The organism is Mesorhizobium sp. WSM4904 (assembly GCF_029674545.1).
Taxonomy (GTDB): Bacteria; Pseudomonadota; Alphaproteobacteria; order Rhizobiales; family Rhizobiaceae; genus Mesorhizobium.
Window position 1 is genome coordinate 3,946,383 of record NZ_CP121354.1, and the last position, 24,858, is coordinate 3,971,240.

The 24,858-nt window shown below is 64.2% G+C and carries 19 protein-coding genes and 2 pseudogenes; 13 read left to right on the forward strand and 8 right to left on the reverse strand.

Annotated features, from left to right (window positions below):
- Positions 1–53: 53 nt before the first annotated feature.
- The 4 genes from QAZ47_RS18800 to QAZ47_RS18815 all read right to left on the reverse strand — a co-directional run bounded on the left by QAZ47_RS18800 (position 54) and on the right by QAZ47_RS18815 (position 6,070).
- Positions 54–482, reverse strand: a complete 429-nt coding sequence (locus QAZ47_RS18800; RefSeq protein WP_278230366.1) for a DUF983 domain-containing protein — start codon at positions 480–482, stop codon at positions 54–56.
- Positions 482–2,800 carry a ribonuclease R gene (rnr, locus tag QAZ47_RS18805; RefSeq protein WP_278230367.1) on the reverse strand — a complete coding sequence of 773 codons (2,319 nt, stop codon included), beginning with the start codon at positions 2,798–2,800 and terminating at the stop codon, positions 482–484. The genes QAZ47_RS18800 and rnr overlap by 1 nt, the downstream gene beginning before the upstream one ends.
- Positions 2,801–2,806: 6 nt before the next feature.
- Entirely contained in the window at positions 2,807–5,374 is a 2,568-nt protein-coding gene (topA, locus tag QAZ47_RS18810) for a type I DNA topoisomerase (protein ID WP_278202218.1), read from the reverse strand.
- A 318-nt stretch (positions 5,375–5,692) separates the two neighbouring features.
- Entirely contained in the window at positions 5,693–6,070 is a 378-nt protein-coding gene (locus QAZ47_RS18815; protein WP_278230368.1) for a hypothetical protein, read from the reverse strand.
- Between the two features lie 167 nt (positions 6,071–6,237).
- Here QAZ47_RS18815 and QAZ47_RS18820 point away from each other — a divergent pair, with 167 nt between their 5' ends.
- The 7 genes and pseudogenes from QAZ47_RS18820 (at position 6,238) to QAZ47_RS18850 (ending at position 12,890) form a co-directional block, all read left to right on the forward strand.
- Positions 6,238–6,984, forward strand: coding sequence for a cytochrome c biogenesis CcdA family protein (locus QAZ47_RS18820; RefSeq protein WP_278202220.1), 747 nt, complete (start codon positions 6,238–6,240; stop codon positions 6,982–6,984).
- An 82-nt stretch (positions 6,985–7,066) separates the two neighbouring features.
- Entirely contained in the window at positions 7,067–7,504 is a 438-nt protein-coding gene (locus QAZ47_RS18825) for a nuclear transport factor 2 family protein (RefSeq protein WP_278230369.1), read from the forward strand.
- Between the two features lie 126 nt (positions 7,505–7,630).
- Complete coding sequence (glmU, locus tag QAZ47_RS18830; protein WP_278230370.1) at positions 7,631–8,998, forward strand: bifunctional UDP-N-acetylglucosamine diphosphorylase/glucosamine-1-phosphate N-acetyltransferase GlmU; 1,368 nt, start codon at positions 7,631–7,633, stop codon at positions 8,996–8,998.
- A 252-nt stretch (positions 8,999–9,250) separates the two neighbouring features.
- Positions 9,251–11,074: a glutamine--fructose-6-phosphate transaminase (isomerizing) gene (gene glmS / locus QAZ47_RS18835; protein ID WP_278230371.1), complete on the forward strand. Its 1,824-nt coding sequence runs from the start codon at positions 9,251–9,253 to the stop codon at positions 11,072–11,074.
- 153 nt (positions 11,075–11,227) lie between these two features.
- A pseudogene (locus tag QAZ47_RS18840) lies at positions 11,228–11,471 on the forward strand (GIY-YIG nuclease family protein).
- A gap of 287 nt (positions 11,472–11,758) precedes the next feature.
- Positions 11,759–12,050 (forward strand): annotated as a pseudogene (locus QAZ47_RS18845) (HigA family addiction module antitoxin).
- An 84-nt stretch (positions 12,051–12,134) separates the two neighbouring features.
- Entirely contained in the window at positions 12,135–12,890 is a 756-nt protein-coding gene (locus QAZ47_RS18850; RefSeq protein ID WP_278230372.1) for a DUF502 domain-containing protein, read from the forward strand.
- On the opposite strand, the gene recG is transcribed toward QAZ47_RS18850, so the two are convergent.
- Positions 12,842–14,950 carry an ATP-dependent DNA helicase RecG gene (gene recG, locus QAZ47_RS18855; protein WP_278202227.1) on the reverse strand — a complete coding sequence of 703 codons (2,109 nt, stop codon included), beginning with the start codon at positions 14,948–14,950 and terminating at the stop codon, positions 12,842–12,844. The two genes, QAZ47_RS18850 and recG, sit on opposite strands and share 49 nt — an antisense overlap.
- Before the next feature lie 93 nt (positions 14,951–15,043).
- On the opposite strand from recG, the gene QAZ47_RS18860 reads away from it, so the two are divergent.
- From QAZ47_RS18860 to QAZ47_RS18875, 4 genes are all read left to right on the forward strand, one after another.
- Positions 15,044–15,331: a succinate dehydrogenase assembly factor 2 gene (locus QAZ47_RS18860; RefSeq protein ID WP_278230373.1), complete on the forward strand. Its 288-nt coding sequence runs from the start codon at positions 15,044–15,046 to the stop codon at positions 15,329–15,331.
- 14 nt (positions 15,332–15,345) lie between these two features.
- Positions 15,346–18,843, forward strand: coding sequence for a transcription-repair coupling factor (mfd, locus tag QAZ47_RS18865; RefSeq protein ID WP_278230374.1), 3,498 nt, complete (start codon positions 15,346–15,348; stop codon positions 18,841–18,843).
- 237 nt (positions 18,844–19,080) lie between these two features.
- Positions 19,081–20,454: a 3-deoxy-7-phosphoheptulonate synthase class II gene (locus tag QAZ47_RS18870; protein WP_278230375.1), complete on the forward strand. Its 1,374-nt coding sequence runs from the start codon at positions 19,081–19,083 to the stop codon at positions 20,452–20,454.
- A gap of 190 nt (positions 20,455–20,644) precedes the next feature.
- Positions 20,645–21,349 (forward strand): hypothetical protein, encoded by a 705-nt coding sequence (locus tag QAZ47_RS18875; RefSeq protein ID WP_278230376.1) that lies wholly within the window; start codon positions 20,645–20,647, stop codon positions 21,347–21,349.
- A 68-nt stretch (positions 21,350–21,417) separates the two neighbouring features.
- On the opposite strand, the gene QAZ47_RS18880 is transcribed toward QAZ47_RS18875, so the two are convergent.
- From QAZ47_RS18880 to QAZ47_RS18890, 3 genes are all read right to left on the reverse strand, one after another.
- The gene (locus tag QAZ47_RS18880) at positions 21,418–22,185 is read right to left on the reverse strand and encodes an RES family NAD+ phosphorylase (protein WP_278202233.1); all 768 of its coding nucleotides are present in this window, start codon (positions 22,183–22,185) and stop codon (positions 21,418–21,420) included.
- Positions 22,145–22,522, reverse strand: coding sequence for an antitoxin Xre/MbcA/ParS toxin-binding domain-containing protein (locus QAZ47_RS18885; protein WP_278230377.1), 378 nt, complete (start codon positions 22,520–22,522; stop codon positions 22,145–22,147). Before QAZ47_RS18885 ends, QAZ47_RS18880 begins: the two co-directional genes overlap by 41 nt.
- Before the next feature lie 86 nt (positions 22,523–22,608).
- Entirely contained in the window at positions 22,609–23,679 is a 1,071-nt protein-coding gene (locus QAZ47_RS18890; RefSeq protein ID WP_278230378.1) for a GGDEF domain-containing protein, read from the reverse strand.
- Positions 23,680–23,998: 319 nt separating this feature from the next.
- Here QAZ47_RS18890 and QAZ47_RS18895 point away from each other — a divergent pair, with 319 nt between their 5' ends.
- Together QAZ47_RS18895 and QAZ47_RS18900 are read left to right on the forward strand one after the other, a co-directional pair.
- The gene (locus QAZ47_RS18895; protein ID WP_278202235.1) at positions 23,999–24,418 is read left to right on the forward strand and encodes a GFA family protein; all 420 of its coding nucleotides are present in this window, start codon (positions 23,999–24,001) and stop codon (positions 24,416–24,418) included.
- Positions 24,419–24,496: 78 nt separating this feature from the next.
- Positions 24,497–24,856 carry a diacylglycerol kinase gene (locus tag QAZ47_RS18900; protein WP_278073989.1) on the forward strand — a complete coding sequence of 120 codons (360 nt, stop codon included), beginning with the start codon at positions 24,497–24,499 and terminating at the stop codon, positions 24,854–24,856.
- The last annotated feature ends 2 nt before the right edge of the window (positions 24,857–24,858 follow it).

Consider the following 24,858-nt stretch of genomic DNA (forward strand, 5'->3'; position numbering starts at 1 on the left):
AGATGCTTGGCGCGGGACTGCGTTCTACCCGAACGTTGAGCCGCGGCCTGAGCCTAGGGATGCGGCTCAAACTCGTCCTTCTCGCCGCCGAAGCCATGCATATAGAGCGCCCATTGCAGGCCGATGACGGCGCCCTTGACCGGCTGCAACAACGCGACGGCCAGACCAAAGGTCAGGGGCACCCAGATCAGCGCGTGCTGCCACAGCGTGAGCGTCGAGGTCGCCTCCACGCCCATGAAGGCGCCAACCACGATGTGGCCGACGATGACGATCACCAGATAGGCGGGCAGGTCGTCGGCGCGGTGGTGATGCAGCTCCTCGCCGCAAACGCTGCATTTGTCGACGGACTTGGTGAAGGCATAGAACAGCTTGCCTTCGCCGCAATGCGGGCAGCGGCCAAACAGGCCGCGCTTGATCGCCGTCCACAGCGGACGCGCGACGCGGCCCGAATGATGCTCGCCGCCGAAAACCTGTTCTTCCATCACCTTCTCCTGCCGCGGGGCCCGAAGCGCGACTGCGATGCGCGGGCGCGGCCCTTGGCTTTGTGGAACGACCGTCTCGAGCCTGGCAGCGGCTTCGGATCGCTCAGCATCTCGAAACGCATCGCGCCGGCCATCGGCGCGACCTCGAGCAACCGAACCTCGACGCGGTCGGCAAGCTGATAGCCCTTGCCGGTGCGTTCTCCGAACAGGGATCGAGCGGTTTCGTCGTAGATATAGTAGTCGCCGCTCAAACTTGACACCGGGATGAAACCATCCGCGCCATATTGCGGCAATTGGACAAAGAGTCCCGCCTTGGTGACGCCGGAGATGCGCGCGTCGAAGGTATCGTTGATGCGCTCGGCGAGATAGGCGGCGATCAGCCGGTCGACAGTGTCGCGTTCGGCGGCCATGGCACGGCGCTCCGTGGCAGAGATCAGCGCTGCGACCTCCTCCAGCCGATCGGCCTCCTGCTGTGCCAGGCCGCCGGGGCCGAGGCCCAGCGCGGCAATCAGGCCGCGATGCACGATGAGATCGGCGTAGCGGCGGATGGGCGAGGTGAAATGCGCGTAGCGCCTCAGGTTGAGACCGAAATGGCCGATGTTCTTCGGCGAATATTCGGCCTGGCTCTGCGAGCGCAGCACAACCTCGTTGACCAGCGCCTCGTTGTCGGCGCCGCGCACGCGCTCCAGAATACCGTTGAACTGTCCCGGCCGCATCTGCGCGCCACGCGCCAGCGACAGGCCAAGCGTGTGCAAGAATTCCCGCAGCGATTCCTGCTTGGCCAGAGAAGGCGCGTCATGGATGCGAAAAACGAGAGGTTCTTTCTTGCCTTCAAGCGTCTCGGCGGCTGCGACATTGGCCTGGATCATGAACTCTTCGATGAGCTTGTGGGCGTCGAGGCGCTCCGGCACGACGACACGGTCGACGGTGCCGTCGCCCTTGAGAAGGATCTTGCGTTCCGGCAGGTCGAGCTCCAGCGGCTGGCGGGCGTCGCGGCCGCGCTTCAGCACGGCATAGGCATCCCAGAGCGGCTTCAGAACGCTATCGAGGATCGGCCCGGTCTTGTCGTCCGGCGCGCCGTCGATCGCCGCCTGCGCCTGCGGGTAGGCGAGCTTCGCAGCCGACTTCATCATGACACGGTGGAAGGAGTGCCTGAGCTTGCGGCCTTCCGCGGAAAAGGTCATGCGCACGGCGATGGCCGGTCGATCCTCGCCTTCGCGCAATGAGCAAAGGTCGTTGGAGATGCGCTCCGGCAGCATCGGCACGACGCGGTCCGGGAAATAGACCGAGTTGCCGCGCTTCAGCGCCTCGCGGTCGAGCGGCGTGCCGTAGCGGATATAGGCCGCGACGTCGGCGATCGCCACGGTGGCGATGACGCCGCCGGGATTCTTCTCGTCGGTATCGGACGTGGCGAAGACGGCATCGTCATGATCCTTGGCGTCGGCCGGATCGATGGTGACCAGCGGCAGGTCGCGCCAGTCCTCGCGGCCGGCAAGCATTGCCGGTTTCATCGCATCGGCTTCGGCAATCACATCGGCCGGAAAGACGTGCGGAATGTCGTGGGCGTGGATGGCGATCATCGAGACCGCTTTCTCGCTGGTCAGCGAGCCCAGCACCGCCAGCACCTTGGCGCGCGGCAGGCCGTAGCGAGAGGCGCGGGCCGGCTCGACCTCGACCAGGTCGCCGTTTTTGGCGCCGTTCTGGAATTCCTTGTCGACGATGAGCTCGGGCTGGCGCCGCTCCACCGGCTCGATCCGAAAGCTGCCGTCCTTCAGCACGCGGAAGACGCCGAGCACCGCTTCGCTGCGCTTCTCGAAGACCTTCATCACCCGCCCGGTGTAGGCGGGGCCGCCATGGACGGCACTTGCATCGTCAGTCGGGAAGGTCTTGGCGAGCACGCGGTCGCCGACGCCGGGGACGGGGCCGCTGGCGCCGCGCGAAATGCGGATGGCAATGACGGGCGGCGAGCCGGGACCGGTATATTCGCTCGGATTGGCCAGCAGCACGCCGTCGGCGTCGCGACCGACAATGTCGAGCACGGCGACATGCGGCACGGCGCCGGCGCGGGTGTGGCGTTTGCGGTCCTTCGTCAGTAGGCCCTCGTCCCGCAAGTCGCGCAGCAGGTCCTTCAGCCAGATGCGGTCCTCGCCACGCAACGCGAAAGCCTTGGCGATCTCGCGCTTTCCGGAGCGATCGGGATTCTCGGCGATATAGCGCAGGATTTCGTCACGCGAGGGCCGGTAGTCGTCCTTGACACTGGCCCTGGTGTCGGCGCTGCGCGGATCGCCGTGGCTTCTTCCGGAGATCCTGCGCGCCACGTCCTGCTATCCTTTCTTGGCTGCCCTGCGGAACGGCTTCTTGCCGCCTCCGCCCTTGGCTTCCTTTTCGGCGATCAAAGCGAGCGCCTCTTCCATCGTCACCGACTGAGGGTCCTTGCCCTTGGGCAGCGTCGCATTGACCTTGCCGTAATTGACGTAAGGCCCATAGCGTCCGTCGCGGACGACGATCTTGCCGCCGCCGTCGGGGTGGTCGCCCAGTTCCTTCAACGCCGCCGGCGTGGCGCCGTTGCGGCCGGCCTTGCCCTTCTGCTGCTTCTCGGCGATCACCGAGACGGCGCGGTTCAGGCCGATCGAGAAGACGTCCTCGATGCTTTCCAGATTGGCATAGGTGCCGTCATGCAGCACAAAGGGCCCGTAGCGCCCAAGGCCGGCGGAGATCATCTTGCCGGTCTCCGGGTGCTTGCCGACGTCGCGGGGCAGGGCCAGCAGGGCCAGCGCCTTTTCATGATCGATCGACTCGGCGGTCCAGCCCTTGGGCAGGCTCGAGCGCTTGGCGTCCTTGCCTTCGCCGCGCTGGATATAGGGGCCGAAACGGCCGCTGCGCAGCGTGATCTCCTCGGCAGTGTAAGGATCCTTGCCGAGAAGCTTGACCCCGTCCTCGCCATTGCCATTCTCGCCATTGGGATTGGCGGCGTCGCCAAGCTGGCGGGTGTAGGAACATTCCGGATAGTTCGAGCAACCGACGAAGGCGCCGAACTTGCCGAGCTTCAGCGACAGATTGCCTGAGCCGCATTTCGGGCAGATGCGCGGGTTCGAGCCGTCCTCGCGCGCCGGGAAGACCAGCGGCGCCAGTTCGTCGTTGAGCGCGTCGAGCACGTCGGTGACGCGCAGTTCCTTGATGTCGTCGACCGCGCCGGAAAAATCCTTCCAGAAGTCGCGCAGCACATCCTTCCAGGCGAGCTTGCCGTCGGAGATCTCGTCGAGCTTTTCCTCGAGCGAAGCGGTGAAGTCATATTCGACATAGCGCTCGAAAAAGCTTTCGAGGAAAGCCGAAAGCAGCCGGCCCTTGGCCTGCGGCACCAGCTTGCGCCGGTCGATGGCGACATAGTCGCGATCCTCCAGCGTCTTCAGGATCGCCGTATAGGTCGACGGCCGGCCGATGCCGAGTTCTTCAAGCTTCTTGATCAGAGATGCCTCGGAATAGCGCGGCGGCGGCTCGGTCGTGTGCTGGGTGGCGTTGATCGCCTCGCGTGCAAGCTGCTCATTGGCTCGGATCTCGGGCAGGCGGCGGCTTTCCTCGTCCTCGGCGTCCTCGTCCTTCTGGTCGGTGTAGGCGGCGATGAAGCCGTCGAAGCGGATGACTGAGCCGACCGCGCGGAGCTCCGCCGTGCGGGCGCCGTTGACGGCCTCGATCTCGACCGTGGTGCGCTCGATCTCGGCCGGCTGCATCTGGCTGGCGATGGCGCGCTTCCAGATCAGCTCGTAGAGCCGTGCCTGGTCGGCATCGAGATATTGCCGGACCGATGCCGGCGTGCGCTTGAAATCGGTCGGGCGGATCGCCTCATGCGCTTCCTGGGCATTCTTGGCCTTGACCGAATAGTAGCGCGGCTTTTCGGGCAGGTACTTTGCGCCGAACTCGTTCACGATGGCATCGCGCGCGGCATCGATCGCCTCCGGCGCCATCTGCACGCCGTCGGTTCGCATATAGGTGATGAGGCCTGCTGTCTCGCCGCCGATGTCCATGCCTTCGTAGAGTTTCTGCGCCACCTGCATGGTGCGGTTGGCCGAGAAGCCGAGCCGCGAGGAGGCGGCCTGCTGCAGCGTCGAAGTGGTGAAGGGCGGTCCGGGGTTGCGCTTGGTGGGCTTGGCTTCGACCGACAAGGCCTTGAAGGTCGCGCCTTCCAGCATCGCCTTGATGTCGTCGGCCTGTGCCTTGTTGGCGATGTCGAGCTTCTGCAGCTTCTTGCCGGCATAGGCAGTCAGCCGCGCCTCGAAGCTGTCGTTGCGCGGCGTGTTGAGGATGGCGGCGATCTGCCAATATTCCTCGCGGATGAAGCGCTCGATCTCGGATTCGCGATCGCAGACGAGGCGCAGCGCCACCGATTGAACGCGCCCCGCAGAACGGGCGCCGGGCAGCTTGCGCCACAGCACCGGCGAGAGCGTGAAGCCGACCAGATAGTCGAGCGCGCGGCGAGCGAGATAGGCGTCGACCAGCGGCGCGTCGATCTGGCGGGGATTGGCCATGGCTTCGAGCACGGAAGACTTGGTGATGGCGTTGAAGACGACGCGGCTGACCGGCTTGTCCTTCAGCGCGCGCTTCTGCCGCAGCACTTCCAGCACATGCCAGGAAATCGCCTCACCCTCGCGATCCGGGTCGGTGGCGAGGATCAGCCCGTCGGCGTCCTTGACCGCCTTGGCGATGTCGGCGAGACGCTTGCCGGAGGCGGTGTCGACCGACCAGGACATGGCGAAGTCCTCGTCCGGGCGCACCGAACCATCCTTGGCCGGCAGATCGCGGACATGGCCGAACGAGGCCAGGACCTTATAGTTCTTGCCCAGATATTTGTTGATTGTCTTCGCCTTGGCCGGCGATTCGACGACGACGACGTCCATGAGGTCTCTTATCAGCTGTGAGGCGGCGGAAGAACTCCGCGGCGCACGACGAAATCCCACTCTTTTCGTCGCTCACATGGCCGCGCTTTTGCAATCGGTCAAGGGGAAGGACCCAATTTGCGGGCCCGCCGGGGGCGATACACTCTTAGAGTGTATGGCGAAGATCACATTTTTTGGGAGGAAGGTTCGTATCTCGGAGCACGGAAGAATCGGGTCACCGACGCATGTCGACACACAAGCGACATCGACGCAGGCGCGCCATCAGCGACGCAACCAGGCGGGCGCCGAAAGATATCCGGCAGCCCACCCGGATAAAAATCAGTCGGCCGCGACAACGTGCCATGCGCCGGCGACGCCTTCGCCGGTCACGTCACCGGCCTTCTTGTCCTTAACGTAAGTGTAGACCAGCTTACCGTCATAGGCCCACATCTTGGTGCCGTCGGTGCGCTCCACGATCGTCCATTCGTCATCCGCCTTGGCACCGGCCTCGGCGTTCAACGGCGGCCAGTTGGCGGCGCATTTGTCGTAGCAGTTGGATTTACCCTTCTCGTCCTTGTCATAGGTGTAAAGCGTCATGCCCATGGCATCGGTATAGATCTTCTTGCCGCCGACTTCGGCCTCTTTCCATGCCTCGGCGGCGTGGGACGCGGCGGTGCCGAGCAACAGGGCCGCGAGCCCGAGTGCAATCGATTTCATGGCAATCTCTCCCTGAGAACAAGCACGCGGCAATCGCGCGCTGCCCAATCAACGCACGGGGAAGGCCATTTCTTCCTCGGCCGGGCGACCGCGTGCCACACAATGGTGATTGGCATGGAGGCCTGCGCATCGCTATATCGGCGCCAGCACAATCGGGGCCAGATGAAATGGCATTGGACATCGGCTATGTCAGCGCGGTCGGGGCAGGGGCGATCTCGTTCCTGTCGCCATGCGTGCTGCCGCTGGTGCCGCCCTATCTCTGCTACATGGCGGGCGTGTCCGTCGACGATTTCCGCGGCAATCGGGGCGTGACGGCACGGGAAGGCGCGCGCGGCGCGCTGCTCTATGCCTCTTTTGCCTTCGTGCTCGGCTTCTCGACCGTCTTCGTAGCGCTCGGCGCGGGCGCCTCGACCATTGGCCGTCTGCTGCGCGTCTGGCAGGAGCCGCTGGCGATGGTGGCGGGCGCGCTGATCATCGTCATGGGGCTGAATTTCCTCGGCATCCTGCGCATCCCGCTGCTGTCGCGCGAGGCGCGCTTCCAGTCGCAGGGCAAGCCGGCCAACATGGTCGCCGCCTACGTCATGGGACTGGCCTTCGCCTTCGGTTGGACGCCTTGCATCGGCCCGGTGCTCGGGCCGATCCTGACGCTGGCCGGCGGCCGCGAGACGGTGGGCGAGGGTGCGTTGCTGCTCGCCGCCTATTCGCTCGGCCTCGGCATTCCTTTCCTGATCGCGGCGCTGTTTTCCGGCGCCTTCATGCGCTTCCTCGGCAAATTCCGCGTCCATCTCGGCCGTGTCGAGAAGGCGATAGGCGCGCTTCTGGTCGTCGCCGGCGTGTTCTTCCTGACCGGTGGCGTGCAAAGCGCGTCCTATTGGCTGCTGGAGAATTTTCCGATGCTGGGGAGGTTGGGGTAAGCCGGGTTCAGGAACGGGCGCGAGCGTTCGCGTTGATGAAGCCGAATCCGCGGACTTTTCGCAAAGGAGCGATGTGGGCGAGATGATATCCAGGGCGGACGCCGAGACGTTCTTCAAGACGTATGCGAAGGTCTTCAACGACGCAATTGCCGGCGACGTCGGTCTGGACGACGTTGCCGCGATCTACTCAACCGGCTTTGTCTCGGTGACGCCGGCAGGTGTCATGGTCGGCGAGAATGGCCAGCGATTGAAGGAGGTCATGAAGAAGGGCTTCGAGGCCTATCGGGCGATCGGCACGAAGAAAATGACCTGCGGAGGCGTTACGGTGATGCCCATCGACCAGGACCATTGCGTGGCCAAAGTGCAATGGTCAGGCGACTACGAGCGCAAGAACAAAGATCGCCTTACCATCGACTTCGAGGTCAGCTATCTCGTCGAGAGGCGCGATGGCGATCTGAAGGTCTTTGGCTGGATTGCAGGTGACGAACAGGCTGAATTCAGAAAGCACGGCCTTTTGTAGTCGCCGCCGGAGACCTGCCAATTAAGCGTGAACTGCTCGTTGGTCTCACCGGAATTTAACCGCATTGGTACAGCATCACGCCGCTGTTAGCATGCATTGATTCAGCTTTCATATGGTTGCCCTTTCATGAGCCAGACATCCTGCCTGTCCGTCATCCTCGCCGCCGGCGAAGGCACGCGCATGAAAAGCGCGATGCCCAAGGTGCTGCACGCCATCGCCGGGCTGCCGATGGTGGCCCATGTCGTGAAAGCCGCCGAAGCCGCAGGGGCAACGGGTCTCGCGCTGGTGATCGGCCATGGCGCGGAGGAAATGCGCAAGGCGGCGCAGAAATTCGCGCCGAAAGCCGAGACTTTCGTCCAGGAGGTACGGCTCGGCACCGCGCATGCCGTGCTTGCCGCGCGCGAAGCGATCTCAAAGGGTTACGACGATATTCTCGTGATGTTCGGCGACACGCCGCTGATCGATGCGGGCGCGCTCGCCGCCGCGCGGCAGAAGCTGGCGGAGGGTGCTGCGGTCGCGGTGATCGGCTTCCGCCCGCCCAATCCGACCGGCTACGGCCGGCTGATCGAAAAGGGCGGTCAGTTGGTCGCCATCCGTGAGGAAAAGGACTGTTCCGAGGCGGAAAAGAAGATCGGCTTCTGCAACGCCGGGATGATGGCGGTCGCGGGCAAGCATGCGCTTCGACTGCTCGACAAGGTCGGCAACGACAACGCGAAAGGCGAGTTCTATCTCACCGACATCGTCGAGATTGCCGGCGCGGAGGGCCTCGACGTGGTGGCCACCGAGGCGGAGTTCGAAAATGCGCTCGGCATCAACAACCGGGCTGAACTCGCCGAGGCGGAAGGCATCTGGCAGGCGCGCCGGCGGCGCGAGGCGATGCTTGCGGGCGTGACGCTGATTGCGCCGGAAACCGTCTATTTCTCGCACGACACCGAAATCGGCGCCGATACGATCGTCGAGCCGAATGTCTGGTTCGGGCCGGGCGTCAAGATTGCCACCGGCGCCACGATCCATGCCTTCAGCCATCTCACGGGCGCCACCATCGGGGAAAACAGCGAGGTTGGGCCGTTCGCGCGACTGCGTCCCGGTGCCGATCTCAGAAAGAGGGCCAAGGTCGGCAATTTCTGCGAGGTCAAGCAGTCGACCGTCGAGGAAGGCGCCAAGGTCAACCACCTGACCTATATCGGCGACGCGCGCGTCGGTGCCGGGGCAAATATCGGCGCCGGCACCATCACCTGCAACTATGACGGCTATTCGAAATTCTTCACCGACATCGGCGAGGGCGCCTTTATCGGCTCGAACTCGTCGCTGGTGGCGCCGGTCTCGATCGGCAAGGGCGGCTACATCGCCTCGGGCAGCGTGATCACCGAGAGCGTGCCCGACGATGCGCTTGCCTTCGGCCGCGCCCGCCAGAAGACCCTGCCCGGCAAGGGCAAGGAACTGCGAGAACGCTTCGCCTCGGTCGCGGCGGCAAGGAAGAAGGCTGCGGAGTAGCGCCGGCACGTAGTTTAGGCGGCTTTGCCGAAGGCCGCCGCGGCCGTGATCTGAGCCAAGGGATGAACGATCGGAAACCAAGGCTCTGAGAAGCCGAGCAATTCGAGTAATGGGATTGCAACGACGGCCTGGCATGGTGCATCGGTCGCAAAACCGTTCCGGCTGACACGGAACGAAACGCAAAGTGACTTTCGCGGCAGTCCGGCAATCCCTAGATAACGCTGGGTTTCCGCATGAAATCGGGGGCAGGGCATGTGCGGTATCGTTGGAATTGTCGGCCATTCGCAGGTCGCGCCGCTGATCGTCGATGCGCTGAAGCGGCTCGAATATCGCGGTTATGACTCTGCCGGCGTCGCCACCATCGAGAAGGGCGAGCTCGGCCGACGCCGCGCCGAAGGCAAGCTGATCAACCTCGAACGCCGTCTGAAGGAAGACCCGCTCGACGGCACGATCGGCATCGGCCACACGCGCTGGGCGACGCATGGCGTGCCGAACGAGACCAATGCGCACCCGCATTTTTCCGACGGCGTCGCCATCGTCCACAACGGCATCATCGAAAACTTCGCCGAGCTGCGCGACGAGCTCTCCCGCGATGGCTACAAATTCTCCTCGCAGACCGACACCGAAGTCGTCGCGCATCTGGTGGCGCGGGAACTCGCCAAGGGGCTGAAGCCGGTCCAGGCCGCGCATCAGGCGCTGAAGCGGCTCTCCGGCGCCTTCGCGCTGGCGATCATGTTCAAGGGCGACGAGGACCTGATCGTCGGCGCCCGCAACGGTCCGCCGCTCGCCGTCGGCCATGGCGACGGCGAGATGTTTCTGGGCTCGGACGCCATCGCGCTGGCGCCTTTCACCAACGCGGTCACCTATCTGGAAGACGGCGACTGGGCCGAAGTGCGTCGAAACAGCGTCACCATTTATGACATCGACGGCAACAAGGTCGACCGCAGGCGCCAGCAGTCGCTGTCGACCAGCTTCATGGTCGACAAGGGCAACCGCCGGCATTTCATGGAAAAGGAAATCCATGAACAGCCGGAGGTGATCTCGCACACGCTGGCCCATTACGTGGATTTCGTCGCCGGCGTCTCGAAGCCGCTCGAGCTGCCCTTCGACTTCGCCAAGATCGGCCGGCTGGCGATCTCGGCCTGCGGCACCGCCTATCTCGCCGGGCTGATTTCGAAATACTGGTTCGAGCGCTACGCGCGGCTGCCGGTCGACATCGATGTCGCCTCGGAATTCCGCTATCGCGAGATGCCGCTGTCGGCGAGCGACGCAGCCTTCTTCATCTCGCAGTCGGGCGAGACCGCCGACACGCTGGCCTCGCTGCGCTATTGCCGCAAGGCCGGCATGAAGATCGGCGCGGTCGTCAATGTGCGGGAATCGACCATGGCGCGCGAATCCGACGTCGTACTGCCGACGCTTGCCGGCCCGGAGATCGGTGTCGCTTCGACCAAGGCCTTCACCTGCCAGCTGTCGGTGCTGGCTTCGCTGGCTGTGCGGGCCGGCGTGGCGCGCGGCTCGATCTCGCGCGACGAGGAAAAGCAGCTGGTGCGCGAGCTTTCCGAGGCGCCGCGCTACGCCACCCAGGTGCTGAAGCTCGACGAGCAGATCGAACGCATCTCGCGCGAGCTCTCCCGCTACAAGGACGTGCTCTATCTCGGTCGCGACACCAATTTCCCCCTCGCCATGGAAGGGGCGCTGAAGCTCAAGGAAATCTCCTATATCCATGCCGAAGGCTATGCCGGCGGCGAGCTGAAGCACGGGCCGATCGCGTTGATCGACGAGAACATGCCGGTGATCGTGATCGCGCCGCATGACCGCATCTTCGAAAAGACGGTGTCGAACATGCAGGAAGTGGCGGCGCGCGGCGGCAAGATCATCCTCATCACCGACGCCAAGGGTGCGGCGCAGGCGGGCATCAAGGCGATGGAGACGATCATCCTGCCCGATGTGCCGGAAATCATCGCGCCGATCATCTACGCGCTGCCGATCCAGATGCTCGCCTATTTCACCGCCGTGTTCATGGGCACTGACGTCGACCAGCCGCGCAATCTGGCGAAATCCGTGACGGTGGAGTAGGCTTCGCCAGCGGTGGACCGAAACGCACCTTCGTCATCCACGGGCGGAGCAGGAGCGGAGCTCCTGCGCAGACCCGAGGTCCATTCCGTGACCTTACAAAGAATGCAGCCCATCAGAATGGTCGCTTGATCATCCATCCGTTATACTTCGTGCATGACGGGTTATGTTTATATGACTGCGAGCAAGAAGCGCGGCACCATCTACATCGGAGTAACAAACGATCTGGCCCGTCGAGTGCCAGAGCATAGGTCCGGCGAAGGCTCGCGCTTTACCGGGCGTTATGGCGTGCAGCGCTTGGCTCTGGTACGAGGAATATTTCGACATCCGGGATGCCATCCAGCGCGAGAAGTCGCTGAAACGCTGGCCGCGCCAATGGAAGATCGAACTGGTCGAATAGACCAATCCGGAGTGGTTTGAGCTTTTTCGCGGCACCGGGTGGTAGCGCCTATTCTGCACCGCTTCTATCCGGCCGAAGCGTCACGGAATGGATCCTCGGGTCTGCGCGCGTCGCTTCGCTCCTTGCTCCGCCCGTGGATGACGAGGGGAAGGATGTTTCGGCTAATCGCGAACCTAAGCAGCTTTCATTTGGAGCGTTGAAAGCCGTTACCTTGCAGTTGGCTTTGTACCATAGCATGATACATGCTGGGAGGCGCGCTCGCCCTAACCCTTTGAGGATACCGAGCTATGCTCAAGTTCGCACGCCCTATCCATCCTGGGGAATTCCTGCGCGAGGAGTATCTTGTTCCCCTTCGCATGAGCGCCGGCGCATTGGCGCGGAAGCTCAACCTGCCGCGTACTCGTATCGAGCGTATCGGAGGTCGGCCTTACTCCCGATACAGCCCTTCGCCTTGCCAGATTCTTCAACACCACACCCGAGTTCTGGATGAACTTCCAGAAGGCCTACGAGCTTGAGACCGAGGCGAGAAAGATCGCGGCGGAACTCGAAAAGATTGTGCCGCTGGACGCAGCGGCATGACCAACGCTCTTTAAAAACTTCGCAGTTCCAAACCGGCTCGCGGTTCACTAATCTCGGCGCTGCAACCTGCGCCGCGGTGAACCTATGTCCGATGCTCTGAAGACCTCTGGCATGACCCGGCTCAGGAATTATTTCCTGACCGGCTTCATCGTCTGCGCGCCGCTGGCGATCACCGCCTATATCGCCTGGTCCCTCATCGGCTGGGTCGATTCCTGGGTGAAACCTTACATCCCCGCCCGCTACAATCCCGACACCTATCTGCCGTTCCCGGTGCCCGGCTTCGGGCTGATCGTGGCTTTGGTGCTGATCACGCTGATCGGCTTCCTGACGGCAAACATCGTCGGCCGCGCCATCGTCAATTTCGGCGAGCGGCTGCTCGGCCGCATGCCGCTGGTGCGCGGCATCTATGGCTCGCTGAAGCAGATTTTCGAGACGGTGCTGTCGAACAAGGGCGATATGTTCCGTCAGGTCGGCCTGGTCGAATATCCGCGCAAAGGGGTCTGGTCGCTGGTCTTCGTGGCCAGCGAGAAGGAAACCGAGATCAACCAGAAGCTCGACCAGGAAGGCGATCCGCTGATCGCGGTGTTCATGCCCTGCACGCCGAACCCGACCACCGGCTTCCTGATGTATGTGCATAGATCCGAGATCGTGCTGCTCGACATGACGATCGAGGACGGCGCCAAGCTGATCGTTTCGGCCGGCATGGTGGCGCCGGAGGTCAAGGCCAAGCTGGTGACGCTGAACGGCGAGCCTGTCGAGGGGGCGCTCGCCAACCCGGCGCTGGGTGCCGCTCAGCCGGCGCGCAGAAGCCGCACGGCCTCGTCGCGCCCGAACAGATAAAGCAGCAGCCGGAGCGCCTGGCCGCGTTCGGACTGCAGTTCCGAATCGCGCGACAGGATCAGCCGGGCGTCGTCGCGCGCGGCCTCGAGCAGATCGGCATGGAACTCGATGCGCGCCACCTGGAAGCCTGGGGTGCCGGACTGGCGGGTGCCCAGCAGCTCGCCTTCGCCGCGCAGCTTGAGGTCCTCCTCAGCGATGCGGAATCCGTCCTCGGTCTCGCGCATCACCGACAGCCGGCGCTTCGCCGTCTCGCCGAGCGGATCCTTGTAAAGCAGCACGCAAGAAGAGGGCCGGTCGCCGCGCCCGACCCGGCCACGCAACTGGTGCAACTGCGCAAGCCCGAAGCGTTCGGCATGCTCGATGACCATGATCGTCGCGTCCGGCACGTCGACGCCGACCTCGATGACGGTGGTCGCTATCAGGATGCGCGTCTCGCCCTGCTTGAAGGCGCGCATCGCCTCGTCCTTCTCCGCACCCTTCATTCGGCCATGCACCAAGCCGATCCGGTCGCCAAACAGCGGTTTCAGAGACGCGAAACGGTCCTCCGCCGACATCAGCTTGATCTCTTCGGATTCCTCGACCAGAGGGCAGATCCAGTAGATTTTCTGACCTTCGGCGACGGCATCGCGCATGCGCCCGACCAATTCGTCCAGCCGCTCCATCGGCAAGGTGACGGTGCGGATCGGCTGCCGGCCGGCCGGCTTCTCGGTGAGCTTCGAGACGTCCATGTCGCCAAAGGCGGTCAGCACCAGCGTGCGCGGAATGGGGGTCGCCGTCATCACCAGCATGTCGGGCGCATCGCCCTTGGCGGTAATCGCCAGCCGCTGGTGGACGCCGAACCGGTGCTGTTCGTCGACGACGGCAAGGACGAGGTCGTGGAACGTCACCGTCTCCTGGAACAGCGCATGCGTGCCGACGACGATGTCGATCGCGCCACTGGCAAGGCCTTCGAGCGTCTCAGCGCGCTCGCGGCCTTTTTCGCGGCCGGTGAGGATGGCGACGCTGAGGCCGGCTTTCTCCGCGAGCGGCTCGATCGTCGCCAGGTGCTGGCGCGCCAGGATTTCGGTCGGCGCCATCAGCGCCGCCTGCCCGCCGGCCTCTACCGCGCGCCCCATGGCGAGCAGCGCGACCACCGTCTTGCCGGAGCCGACGTCGCCCTGCAGCAGGCGCAGCATGCGCTCGGGATCGGCGAGGTCGGCATTGATTTCGCCGAGCGCGAATTCCTGGCTGGGCGTAAGCTTGTAGGGCAGGGCAGCGCGCAGTTTCTCGACGACGCGGCCGTCGCCGGTGAGCGGCCGGCCCGAAAGACGGCGGATTCTGGCCCGCACCAGCGCCAGCGACACCTGGCCGGCCAAGAACTCGTCGTAGGCAAGGCGTCGCCAGGCCGCGCCCTCGACGGCAACGTCGATGGGGTCCTTCGGGTAATGGATGCGGCTGAGCGCATCGCCGAAAGACGGAAAGCTGTGCCGGCGCATGAAGGCCTCGTCCTGCCATTCCGGCAGCTCCGGCAGGCGGCCGAGCGCCTGTCCGATGGCGCGGCGCAGCACTTTTGCCGACAGGCCGGCGGTGAGCGGATAGACGGGCTCGACCAGCGGCAGGCCGTCGGCCTCGTCGATCGGCGCGATATGGTCGGGATGAACCATGGTCGGGCGGCCGTTGAACCACTCCATGCGGCCGGAGATCACGACACGTTCGCCCTCGGGAAGCATCTTCTGCAGATAGGCGGCATGGGCATGGAAGAAGGTCAACGCGACTTCGCCGGTGTCGTCATGGGCGTAGACGCGGTAAGGCACGGACCTGTTGCCGCGGGGCGGCGGCTGATGGCGGTCGACCCGCACCTCGAGGGTCACGATCTGGCCTTCGGCCGAGAGCGCGATGCCCGGCCGGTTGCGGCGGTCGATCACCGTGTTGGGCAGCACGAACAGCAGATCGCCGGCGCGCGCGGCGCGATCGCCGAGATCGGCCGGCACGACCCGCTCGATCATGGTCGCGACTTTCGGGCCGATGCCGGCGAGCGAGGTGATCGGGACGAACAGGGGATCGAGGATGGAAGGACGCATGGTGTCAGCTTATGTCGCGACGGCCGCAGCGCAAAGGCTGACACCGGTCGCTATCCACGCTATATGCGCCGCTTCGAACAGGGATACGGCGCGATGACCGGAACACAGCGATCAAGCGAGGGGTTGGATGCCCGCCGCCGCAAGCTCCTGTTCCGCTCCTGGCATCGCGGCATGCGCGAGATGGACCTCATCCTCGGCTCCTTCGCCGATGCCGAGATCGGCGCCTTGACCGGCGACGAAATCGACCAATATGAAATGCTCCTCGAAATCCCCGATACTGAATTCCTGCCGATGATCATCGGCGAACGCCCGGTTCCGCCCGATATCGATTGCGCGGTGCTGCAAAAGATCCTGGCGTCGCGCCGGACCGTGACATTTTGAAAAACGCATAACCCATGAGCCTCATTCCTTCCATCGGCCTGCCCAAGGGCCGCGCCGGTCAATTCATCGTCGACGGCGTCGCCGACGGCTACGAAGCCTTCGCGCTGGTGCGGACGGCGCAGGAGATCGCGCCCGACAAGCCGGTGCTGTTCGTCGCGCGCGACGGCCAGCGGCTGCCGGCGATCATCGATGCGCTCGCCTTCGCGGCGCCCGGCCTGCCGGTGCTGGAACTGCCTGCGTGGGATTGCCTACCCTACGACCGTGTCTCGCCGGGCGCCGATGCCGCCGCGCGGCGGCTCGACGCGCTTTCCGCCCTCATTGCGCTCGCCAAGAAGCCGCATCGCGCCGTGGTTCTCACGACGGCCAACGCGCTGCTGCAACGCATTCCGCCGGCCGGGCTGATCGAAGCGCAGACATTTCATGCCAAGCCCGGCAACCAGATCGATATGAACGTGCTGATCGCGCGGCTGGAGACTTCCGGTTTCGAGCGCGTGCCGACCGTGCGCGACGTCGGCGAATTCGCGGTGCGCGGCGGCATCCTCGACCTCTTCGCACCCGGCTGGAGCGAGGCGCTGAGACTGGACTTTTTCGGCGATACGCTGGAATCGATCCGCGTCTTCGACGTGGCGACCCAGCGCACCACCGGGCAGCGCAAGTCGATGGCGCTGCAGGCGATGAGCGAGGTGGCGCTGACGCCGGAGACGATCAGCCGCTTCCGCCGCGCCTACATCGAAGCGTTCGGCGCGCCGTCGCGCGACGACGCGCTCTACGCTGCCGTCAGCGAAGGCCGGCGCTTCGCCGGCATGGAGCACTGGCTGCCGTTCTTCTACGAGCGGCTGGAGACGGTGTTCGACTATCTGCCGGATGCGCCTGTCATCTTCGACCATCTGGCGCATGAGGCACTGGCCGAGCGTCACACGCTGATCCTCGATCACTACGAGGCGCGCCGGAAGCAGGCCGACGGCTCGCTGAAGGATGCGGTGCCCTATAAGCCGGTGGCGCCGGACCTGCTCTATCTCTCGCCGGAGAATCTCCGCGCTTCGCTCGGGCCGCGCGAAGACATCGACTTCACCGTCTTCGATGCGCCCGATGTCGGCGGCAAAAAAGTCTTCCACGCCGGTTCACGGCAGGGCCGCAGCTTTGCCGAGGAGCGCGCCGACCCCAACATCAACGTCTTCGACATCGTGGTGAAGCATATCGCCGATGAACGCGCCGCGCGCCGCCGCGTCATCGTCGCCGGCTGGACCGAAGGCTCGCTCGACCGGCTTGGCCAGATTCTGGCCGAGCATCATCTCGGCAATCTGAAGCCGGTCGCGATGCTTGCCGAGGTCGAAAAGCTCGAGCCGGGGCAAGCGGGGCTCGCCGTGCTGCCGCTCGAATCCGGCTTCGAGACCGACAGTATGGTCATCGTCGCCGAGCAGGACATTCTCGGCGACAGGCTGATCCGGCGTTCGAAGCGCAAGAAGAAGGCCTCCGACTTCATCGCCGAGGCGTCCTCGCTGTCTTCCGGCGACATTGTCGTCCACGCCGACCACGGCATCGGCCGCTTCGTCGGACTGCGCACCATCGAGGCGGTCGGCGCGCCGCATGACTGTCTCGAAATCCACTATGCCGGCGACGACCGGCTGTTCCTGCCGGTGGAAAACATCGAGCTTCTGTCGCGCTACGGTTCGGATTCGGCGGAAGCGACGCTGGACAAGCTCGGCGGCGGCGCCTGGCAGGCGCGCAAGGCAAGGCTGAAGCGGCGCCTGCTCGACATGGCCGGACAACTGATCCGCATCGCCGCCGAGCGGCAGATGCGTGCCGCGCCCACGATGATCCCGGCCGAAGGCCTCTATGGCGAGTTCGCCGCGCGCTTCCCCTATGAGGAAACCGACGACCAGCAGACGGCGATCGATTCCATCATGGACGACCTCGGCGCCGGCAAGCCGATGGACCGGCTGGTTTGCGGCGACGTCGGCTTCGGCAAGACGGAGGTGGCGCTGCGTGCCGCTTTCATCGCGGCGATGGAAGGCTTCCAGGTCGCGGTCGTGGTGCCGACGACGCTGCTGTCGCGCCAGCATTTCAAGACCTTCTCGCAGCGCTTTTCCGGCCTGCCGATCCGCATCGCTCAGGCCTCGCGCCTAGTTGGTGCCAAGGAACTGGCCGAGACCAAGAAGGGGATCGCCGACGGCACGGTCGATATCGTCGTCGGAACGCATGCGCTGCTCGGCAGCTCGATCTCGTTCAAGAATCTCGGCCTGCTGATCATCGACGAGGAGCAGCATTTCGGCGTCAAGCACAAGGAACGGCTGAAGGAGCTGAAGAACGACGTGCACGTGCTGACGCTGTCGGCAACGCCGATCCCGCGCACGCTGCAGCTGGCGCTGACCGGTGTGCGCGAGCTGTCGCTGATCGCCACGCCGCCGGTCGACCGCATGGCGGTGCGTACCTTCATCTCGCCCTTCGATCCGCTGGTCATCCGCGAGACGCTGCTGCGCGAACGCTATCGCGGCGGCCATTCCTTCTATGTCGTGCCGCGTATCAGCGATCTTTCGGAAATCCATGATTTCCTGAATGAATCCGTGCCGGAGCTGAAAGTGGCGGTCGCCCACGGGCAGATGCCTGCCGGCGAACTCGACGACATCATGAACGCCTTCTACGACGGCCAGTACGACGTGTTGCTGTCGACCACCATCGTCGAATCCGGCCTCGATATCCCGACCGCCAACACGCTGATCATCCACCGCGCCGACATGTTCGGGCTGGCGCAGCTCTATCAGCTGCGCGGCCGCGTCGGGCGGTCGAAGGTGCGCGCGTATGCGCTATTCACGCTGCCGGCCAACCGCAAGCTCACCGACACGGCCGAGCGCCGGCTGAAGGTGCTGCAGTCGCTCGACACGCTCGGCGCCGGCTTCCAGCTCGCCAGCCACGACCTTGACATCAGGGGCGCCGGCAATCTGCTGGGCGAAGAACAGTCCGGCCACATCAAGGAGGTCGGCTTCGAGCTCTATCAGCAGATGCTGGAAGAGGCGGTGGCCGAGGTGAAGGATTCCGGAGAGGTGCAGGACGGCGGCTGGTCGCCGCAGATCGCGGTCGGCACCGCGGTGATGATCCCGGAGAGCTACGTGCCGGACCTGCAGCTCAGGATGGCGCTCTACCGCCGCCTCGGCGACCTCGAAACCACCGAGGAGATCGATGGTTTCGGCGCCGAGCTGATCGACCGGTTCGGGCCGCTGCCGGAGGAAGTCACGCATCTCCTGAAGATCGTCTTCATCAAGGCGCTTTGCCGCAAGGCCAATGTCGAGAAGCTCGATGCCGGCCCCAAGGGTGTCGTCATCCATTTCCGCAAGCGCGAGTTTCCCAATCCCGTCGGGCTGGTCAAGTTCATCGGCGAGCAGGGCTCTCTGGCCAAGATCAGGGCTGACCACAGCGTGGTCTTCATCCGCGACTGGCCGAATGCCGAGAAGCGCCTGGCGGGCTCGGCCGTGGTGATGACGCAACTGGCGCGGCTGGCCGACAAAGCCGCCTAACGGCTTCAACACGACGCTCCGGTGGCCCAAGTCATTCGCCACCACTGAAAAACCCGGCTAGAATAGGCAATCGGCTTCGTGTAAGGAGCCGCCACCTCATACCGGGGCTGAAATGGCGAGCGAGGGCGTTCGCCGGTTTGTTTGACGCAATTCCGGAGGGCGGGCTACGGCGAAGTCGCCGAGCCTAACCGCTTCGCATTTCCGGGAATTGCTCTGAAAGGGCGTTTGGGTGCAGCGATGACGAAATGGTCGCCGAATTCGTGGAGAGCAAAGCCGATCAAGCAGGTCCCGGCCTATCCGGACCTTGCGGCACTGCAGGCCACGGAGGCCCGGCTCGCCACCTACCCGCCGCTGGTCTTTGCCGGCGAGGCGCGCAAGCTGAAGAAGCAGCTGGCTGCGGTCGCCGCCGGCGAAGCGTTCCTGCTCCAGGGCGGCGACTGCGCCGAGAGCTTTGCCGAGCACGGCGCGGACAACATTCGCGACTTCTTCCGCGTCTTCCTGCAGATGTCGGTGGTGCTTACCTTCGCCGGCGCGCAGCCGGTGGTGAAGGTCGGCCGCGTCGCCGGCCAGTTCGCCAAGCCGCGCTCTTCCGACAGCGAGACCAAGGGCGGCGTGACGCTGCCGAGCTACCGCGGCGACATCATCAACGGCATCGAATTCGACGCCTCCTCGCGCATCCCGGATCCGGCACGGCAGGAGATGGCGTACCGGCAGTCGGCAGCGACCCTCAATCTGCTGCGCGCCTTCGCGCAGGGCGGCTATGCCAGCCTGGAGAACGTGCATCGCTGGATGCTGGGCTTCGTCGCCGACAGCCCGCAGGGCGAGAAATACGAGTCGCTCGCCAACCGCATAACCGAGACGATGGATTTCATGCGCGCGGTGGGCATTACCTCCGAGACGAATTTCGCGCTGCGCGAGACCGATTTCTACACCAGCCACGAGGCGCTGCTGCTCGGCTACGAGGAGGCGCTGACGCGCGTCGACTCGACCTCCGGCGACTGGTACGCGACCTCCGGCCACATGATCTGGGTCGGCGATCGCACTCGCCAGCCCGACCATGCGCACGTCGAATATTGCCGCGGCATCAAGAACCCGCTCGGCCTGAAATGCGGTCCGTCGCTGACGCCGGACGGCCTGCTCGAACTGATCGACCTGCTCAATCCCGAGAACGAGCCCGGCCGGCTGACGCTGATCGCGCGCTTCGGGTCCGACAAGGTCGCCGAGCATCTCCCGAAGCTGGTGCGGGCGGTGAAGAAGGAAGGCCGCAACGTGGTATGGTCGTCCGACCCGATGCACGGCAACACGATCGAAGCGGCCGGCTACAAGACGCGGCCGTTCGACCGCATCCTGAAGGAGGTGCAGACCTTCTTCGAGGTGCATCGCGCCGAGGGCACGCACCCCGGCGGCATCCATGTCGAGATGACCGGCAAGAACGTGACCGAATGCACGGGCGGCGCCCGCGCCATCACCGCGGAAGACCTGCAGGACCGCTACCACACGCATTGCGATCCGCGGCTCAACGCCGACCAGGCGATCGAACTGGCCTTCCTGGTCTCGGATCTACTCAAGAAAAGCCATCCAGTCCAACACAAGCAGGCCGCCAACGCCTGAAAGGTTTGCCGGCAATCGGACCAGGCGCCGGAGAGATCCGGCGCTCGTTTCGTTTTAGGGCTCGGTCGCGAGGCGCCATCCGCCAAACCTTACGAAAATTTATAGTTCCACGACCATCGCGAGACCAAGATTGAGGTGGAGGTGTCGCCGCCGCGGCCGAGAAAGCCGCGCACACGGCACAGGTTCCACCATGCGGCACGAGCATGCCATCATCCATCACCGCGCGATCGACTTCTGGTCGGCGCGGGCGGCGGTGCTTGTCGTCATCTGCCTGCAGCTTCTCGTCATCAACGATCTGTCTTTCGGACCGCGCTGGCTCGCGCCCGCGATCGAGGCGGCGCTGCTCGTGCCTTTGTCGATTGCAACGGCCTGGACGCAAATGGCGACGCACAAGGCCGTCGACCACGAGCATTGGTACGCGATCGGGCGGTTCCGCGTCTTCATCCGCCGCACCGCCTTGGTCATGACCGGCGTCATCAGCATCATGAATTGCGGCTCGCTGGTCTTTCTGGTCCAGAAGCTGCTCGAAGGCCATGCCGGCGCCGGCACGACGCTGCTGGTCGATGCGCTCAACATCTGGGTCACCAACGTCATCGTCTTCGCGCTGTGGTTCTGGAGCACGGATCGAGGCGGCCCGCCGACCTGCGGCCTGGTCAAGCGCGCGCATGCCGATTTCCTGTTCCCGCAGATGACGCTGCCCGATCGCGAAACCCGCGACTGGCTGCCCGGCTTTGTCGATTACGCCTTCCTGGCGTTCACCAACGCGACGGCGTTCTCGCCGACCGACACCTTGCCGCTCAGCCAGCGCGCCAAGCTGTTGATGATGGCCGAAGCGATGATCTCGCTGCTGACGATCGCGCTGGTGGCCGCGCGCGCCGTGAACATCTTGGCATGAGCCTTAAAGTCTTTGCTCCTATGCATGTCGTTTTCGCAAAACCGCTGCACACTTTTGCGCGACATGCCTTAACGCCCGCGCTCCCAGCGCATGTTCGCCAGCCTGGGATCGGCAAAGGCCGTCCTTGAGAATTCGAGCCGCTTGTCCGGGAATTCGCAGATCGCCTGGACGCCGCGCGAGCCGATGCGGATGCGCCAGGTGTGAGGTTCCAGCGGCTTGGCCTTGGCAAAGCCCCTGCACGTCAGAAGCGCGATGTTGGCGCCCTTCGGGTCGCGCGCCGAGCGGTAGCGGATCGCCTGCATCTCGGCCTCGCGCGCGACATCGGCGATGGCCTGGCAGGCGGCATAGTCGGTCGGATGCGTCCATGCCTTCTCGTCGCGGTCGAGCGGCGGCCTGGTGAGGTCGATGGCCTTCTCGCATTTGATCGAAGCGGCAAAGGCTGTGTATTCGGCGGCGTCGTTCGGCCATTGCGTCTGCGGCGATTCGGCGAAGAACAGCAGGCGATAGAAGGCCATCTCCGCCACCGCCGTCAGCACCGTCTCGGCGGCATAGTAGACGCCCTTGGTCTTGCCGGCGCGGCGGAAGCGCGAGCCGTACGGATAGACCGAGCCGTAACGGAAGGGCGTCGCCAGAAGATAGTGGAGATGGCGGCATTCGAGCGGGATCTGCGGCTTGGTCTCCTCGATCAGGTCCTCCAGCAGGCCCTGCTCGTCGAGCGTGTCGATGAGCTTCAGGGTCGAGACGCGGTGCTGCGCCTCGACCATCCGCCAATACTTGCCTTCGAGCCTGACGGCCTCAGACGAGAGCGCGTCGGGAGTCCAGGTAGGCGATGACATCGACAAGTCCGGCAATGGTCAGGATTTTTTCGAGCGGCGTGCCGTCGAGCGCCGTGTTCGGGTTCTTCAGCCATACCCGGGCGACGGTCTCGTCGCCGCCGACGATGGCGTCGAGCGAACGGAACAGCCGGACGAACAGCACCGCAAGCTCGAACGGCTTGGTGCCGCGCTCGAGCAGGAATTCCTGCTTGCGCATGCGCGAGACGGTCGCTTCCGAGACGCCGATGACCAGCGCCAGCGTTCTCGCGGTGATGTCGAGCAGGTCGGCCGCGCGCAGCGTGGCCTTGGTGATGACGGCATTTTCCGCCGCCGTCGCGGCGGCGACTGGACGTTGCATTTAGCGCACCCATTCATTTCTGTGGAAAATATAGTCCACAAAAATTCATTTGGAAAGGGATTGGGTCGAATGCGTGCGCCGAAATATCAGTCTTTCTTGTAGAGCAGCCAGCCCTTGCCGGCGCGACCGGCCATGGTGGAATGCCTGGTCACGCGGTTGCGGCCGCTGACCTTGGAGCGATAAAGCGCGCGGTCGGCCTTGGTGTAGAGGTCTTCCGGGCTGTCGGCCTCGGAAGCCATGCAGATGCCCATGGAAACCGTCACCGTGCCGTAGTTCATGCCGGTCTGGCTGCTGGTGAAGGGCGTCTGTTCGATCAGCACGCGGATGCGCTCGGCAATCTGGTAAGTGGCGTCCTCGCTGGCACCTTCGACGATGAGCGCAAACTCCTCGCCGCCGGTACGGGCCACGAACATGTCGGCGCGAATGCTGCTTTGAAAGATCTCGGCGACGATCTGGATGATCTTGTCGCCGACCGGGTGACCGTAGCGGTCGTTGATGTCCTTGAAGCGATCGATATCGGCAAGGATCAGCGCGTTGAACAGGATGCCGCGGTTGCTGTTGTAGATGCGCGTGATTTCTTTGTCGAAGGCGCGGCGATTCCAGATCTGCGTCAGCGGATCGGTATCGGCGAGCCGCTTGTATTCCTCGAGCTTCGATTTGACGCTCTCGAGCTCGGCGGTCTTTTCGCTGAGCGTGCTGGAGATCTGGCGGTTGTGATCAAGCGTCGAACTGGTGGCGGCCGACATGGCGCCGGCGATCTTCTGCAGCAGCTCCTGCGAAAGCAGGCTGCGATTGCTGAGGCCGCTCGACGTCTCGTCGAGGATGCGGCCGTACTTCTCGATGTGCGAGCGCTCGCTGCGCAACAGCGCGGCGATGTCCTCGAGCTCCTTGGCGACCATCTCGCGGGCGTGCTCGACGATGGCGGGCCCGTGGTGCTGCGGGAAGAAGGTGCGCCCGATGCCGTCGAGCTCCTCCTGCGTCGGCCGGTTGCTCAACGAGACGACGGCGAGGCTGAGCTCGTGGTTGCTGCCGCTCAGCGCCTCGTAGAAGATTTCATAGTTGCGCGGCAGGCCGAGCACGCCGAGCTGGCGCATGGTCGCCACAACGGTGCTGGCGATGTCGCCATTTCGGTCGGTCGGGACGGCTGCCGGTTGCATAGTCTTTCACTACCCTTCAGTGCGACCGGAGACCTGCCACCGCCGGGAGTCGCCTACGCGGGGATTTGAATGAGAATTGCGAATGCGACGGTGCGTCCCCAACGCGACCTTCGCTTGCAGGAATCATAGATGCAGTTGCGCTAAAGTTTCCTTAATGGCCTGCATTTCCTCATTGTCTCTGCTACCACAGGCTGCAATTCGCTGCGGGCGTGGCTTTTGAAAGGCGCCTTTTCGGTGTCGCATTTGCCTGCGCCCGGCAGCCGCAAAACTGGAATCTTGTCTGGCACGATCGAGGCGAACGACGTCGAAGGAGGCCGGGATGGACGAAAATCACAGTGGATCATGCCTGTGCGGGGCGGTGCGCTTCAGGACGAGGGGCCCGTTGCGCGGAGTGGTCTATTGCCATTGCTCGCAATGTCGCAAGCAAACCGGCCATTTCGTTGCCGCGACGTCCTCGAGAGACGCCGACATCGACATAGAGGGGGCCGACACGCTCGCCTGGTACGGCGCTTCGGACGTTGCGAAACGCGGCTTCTGCCGCAGCTGTGGCTCCGTGCTGTTCTGGAAGCATAACGAACTGGACACCATCTCGATCATGGCCGGCTCGTTCGACAAGCCGACCGGCCTTTCGGCCGAAAGCCACATCTTCGTCGGCGACAAGGGAGATTACTACGCGATCGACGACGGACTGCCGCAATTCGAGAAGTCGACACCGTCGATCAAGGTCGCGGACGAATGACTTTTGGAGTGACTGCCTTATTCCCTTGATCCGGCCGTTGCGATAATCCCCTGACGGTGATTCGAAACGGGGCTGGGCATGCAGCGGCTTATCGACGCTTTCATCAATTCGGTGCGGGCCTTCCGCAAGCTGGCCGCCCACGAAGCGGCATTCCAGCAGGAACTGCTGCTGCTCGCTCTTGCCCTGCCGGCCGGCTGGTTCATTTCGGTGTCATGGCGCGGCTATGCTTTACTGATCGGCGCGGTCCTGCTGATGATCATGGTCGAGGTCATCAACACGGGCATCGAAGCCGCGTGCGACGCCATTTCCCGCGAATTCCACATCGAGATTCAGCTTGCCAAGGACTGCGGCTCACTGGCCGTGCTGATTTCGATCGTGATTGCCGCCGGTGTCTGGGGTATCGCTCTGATCGAACGCATCGTCGGGGCGCCGATCTGAGC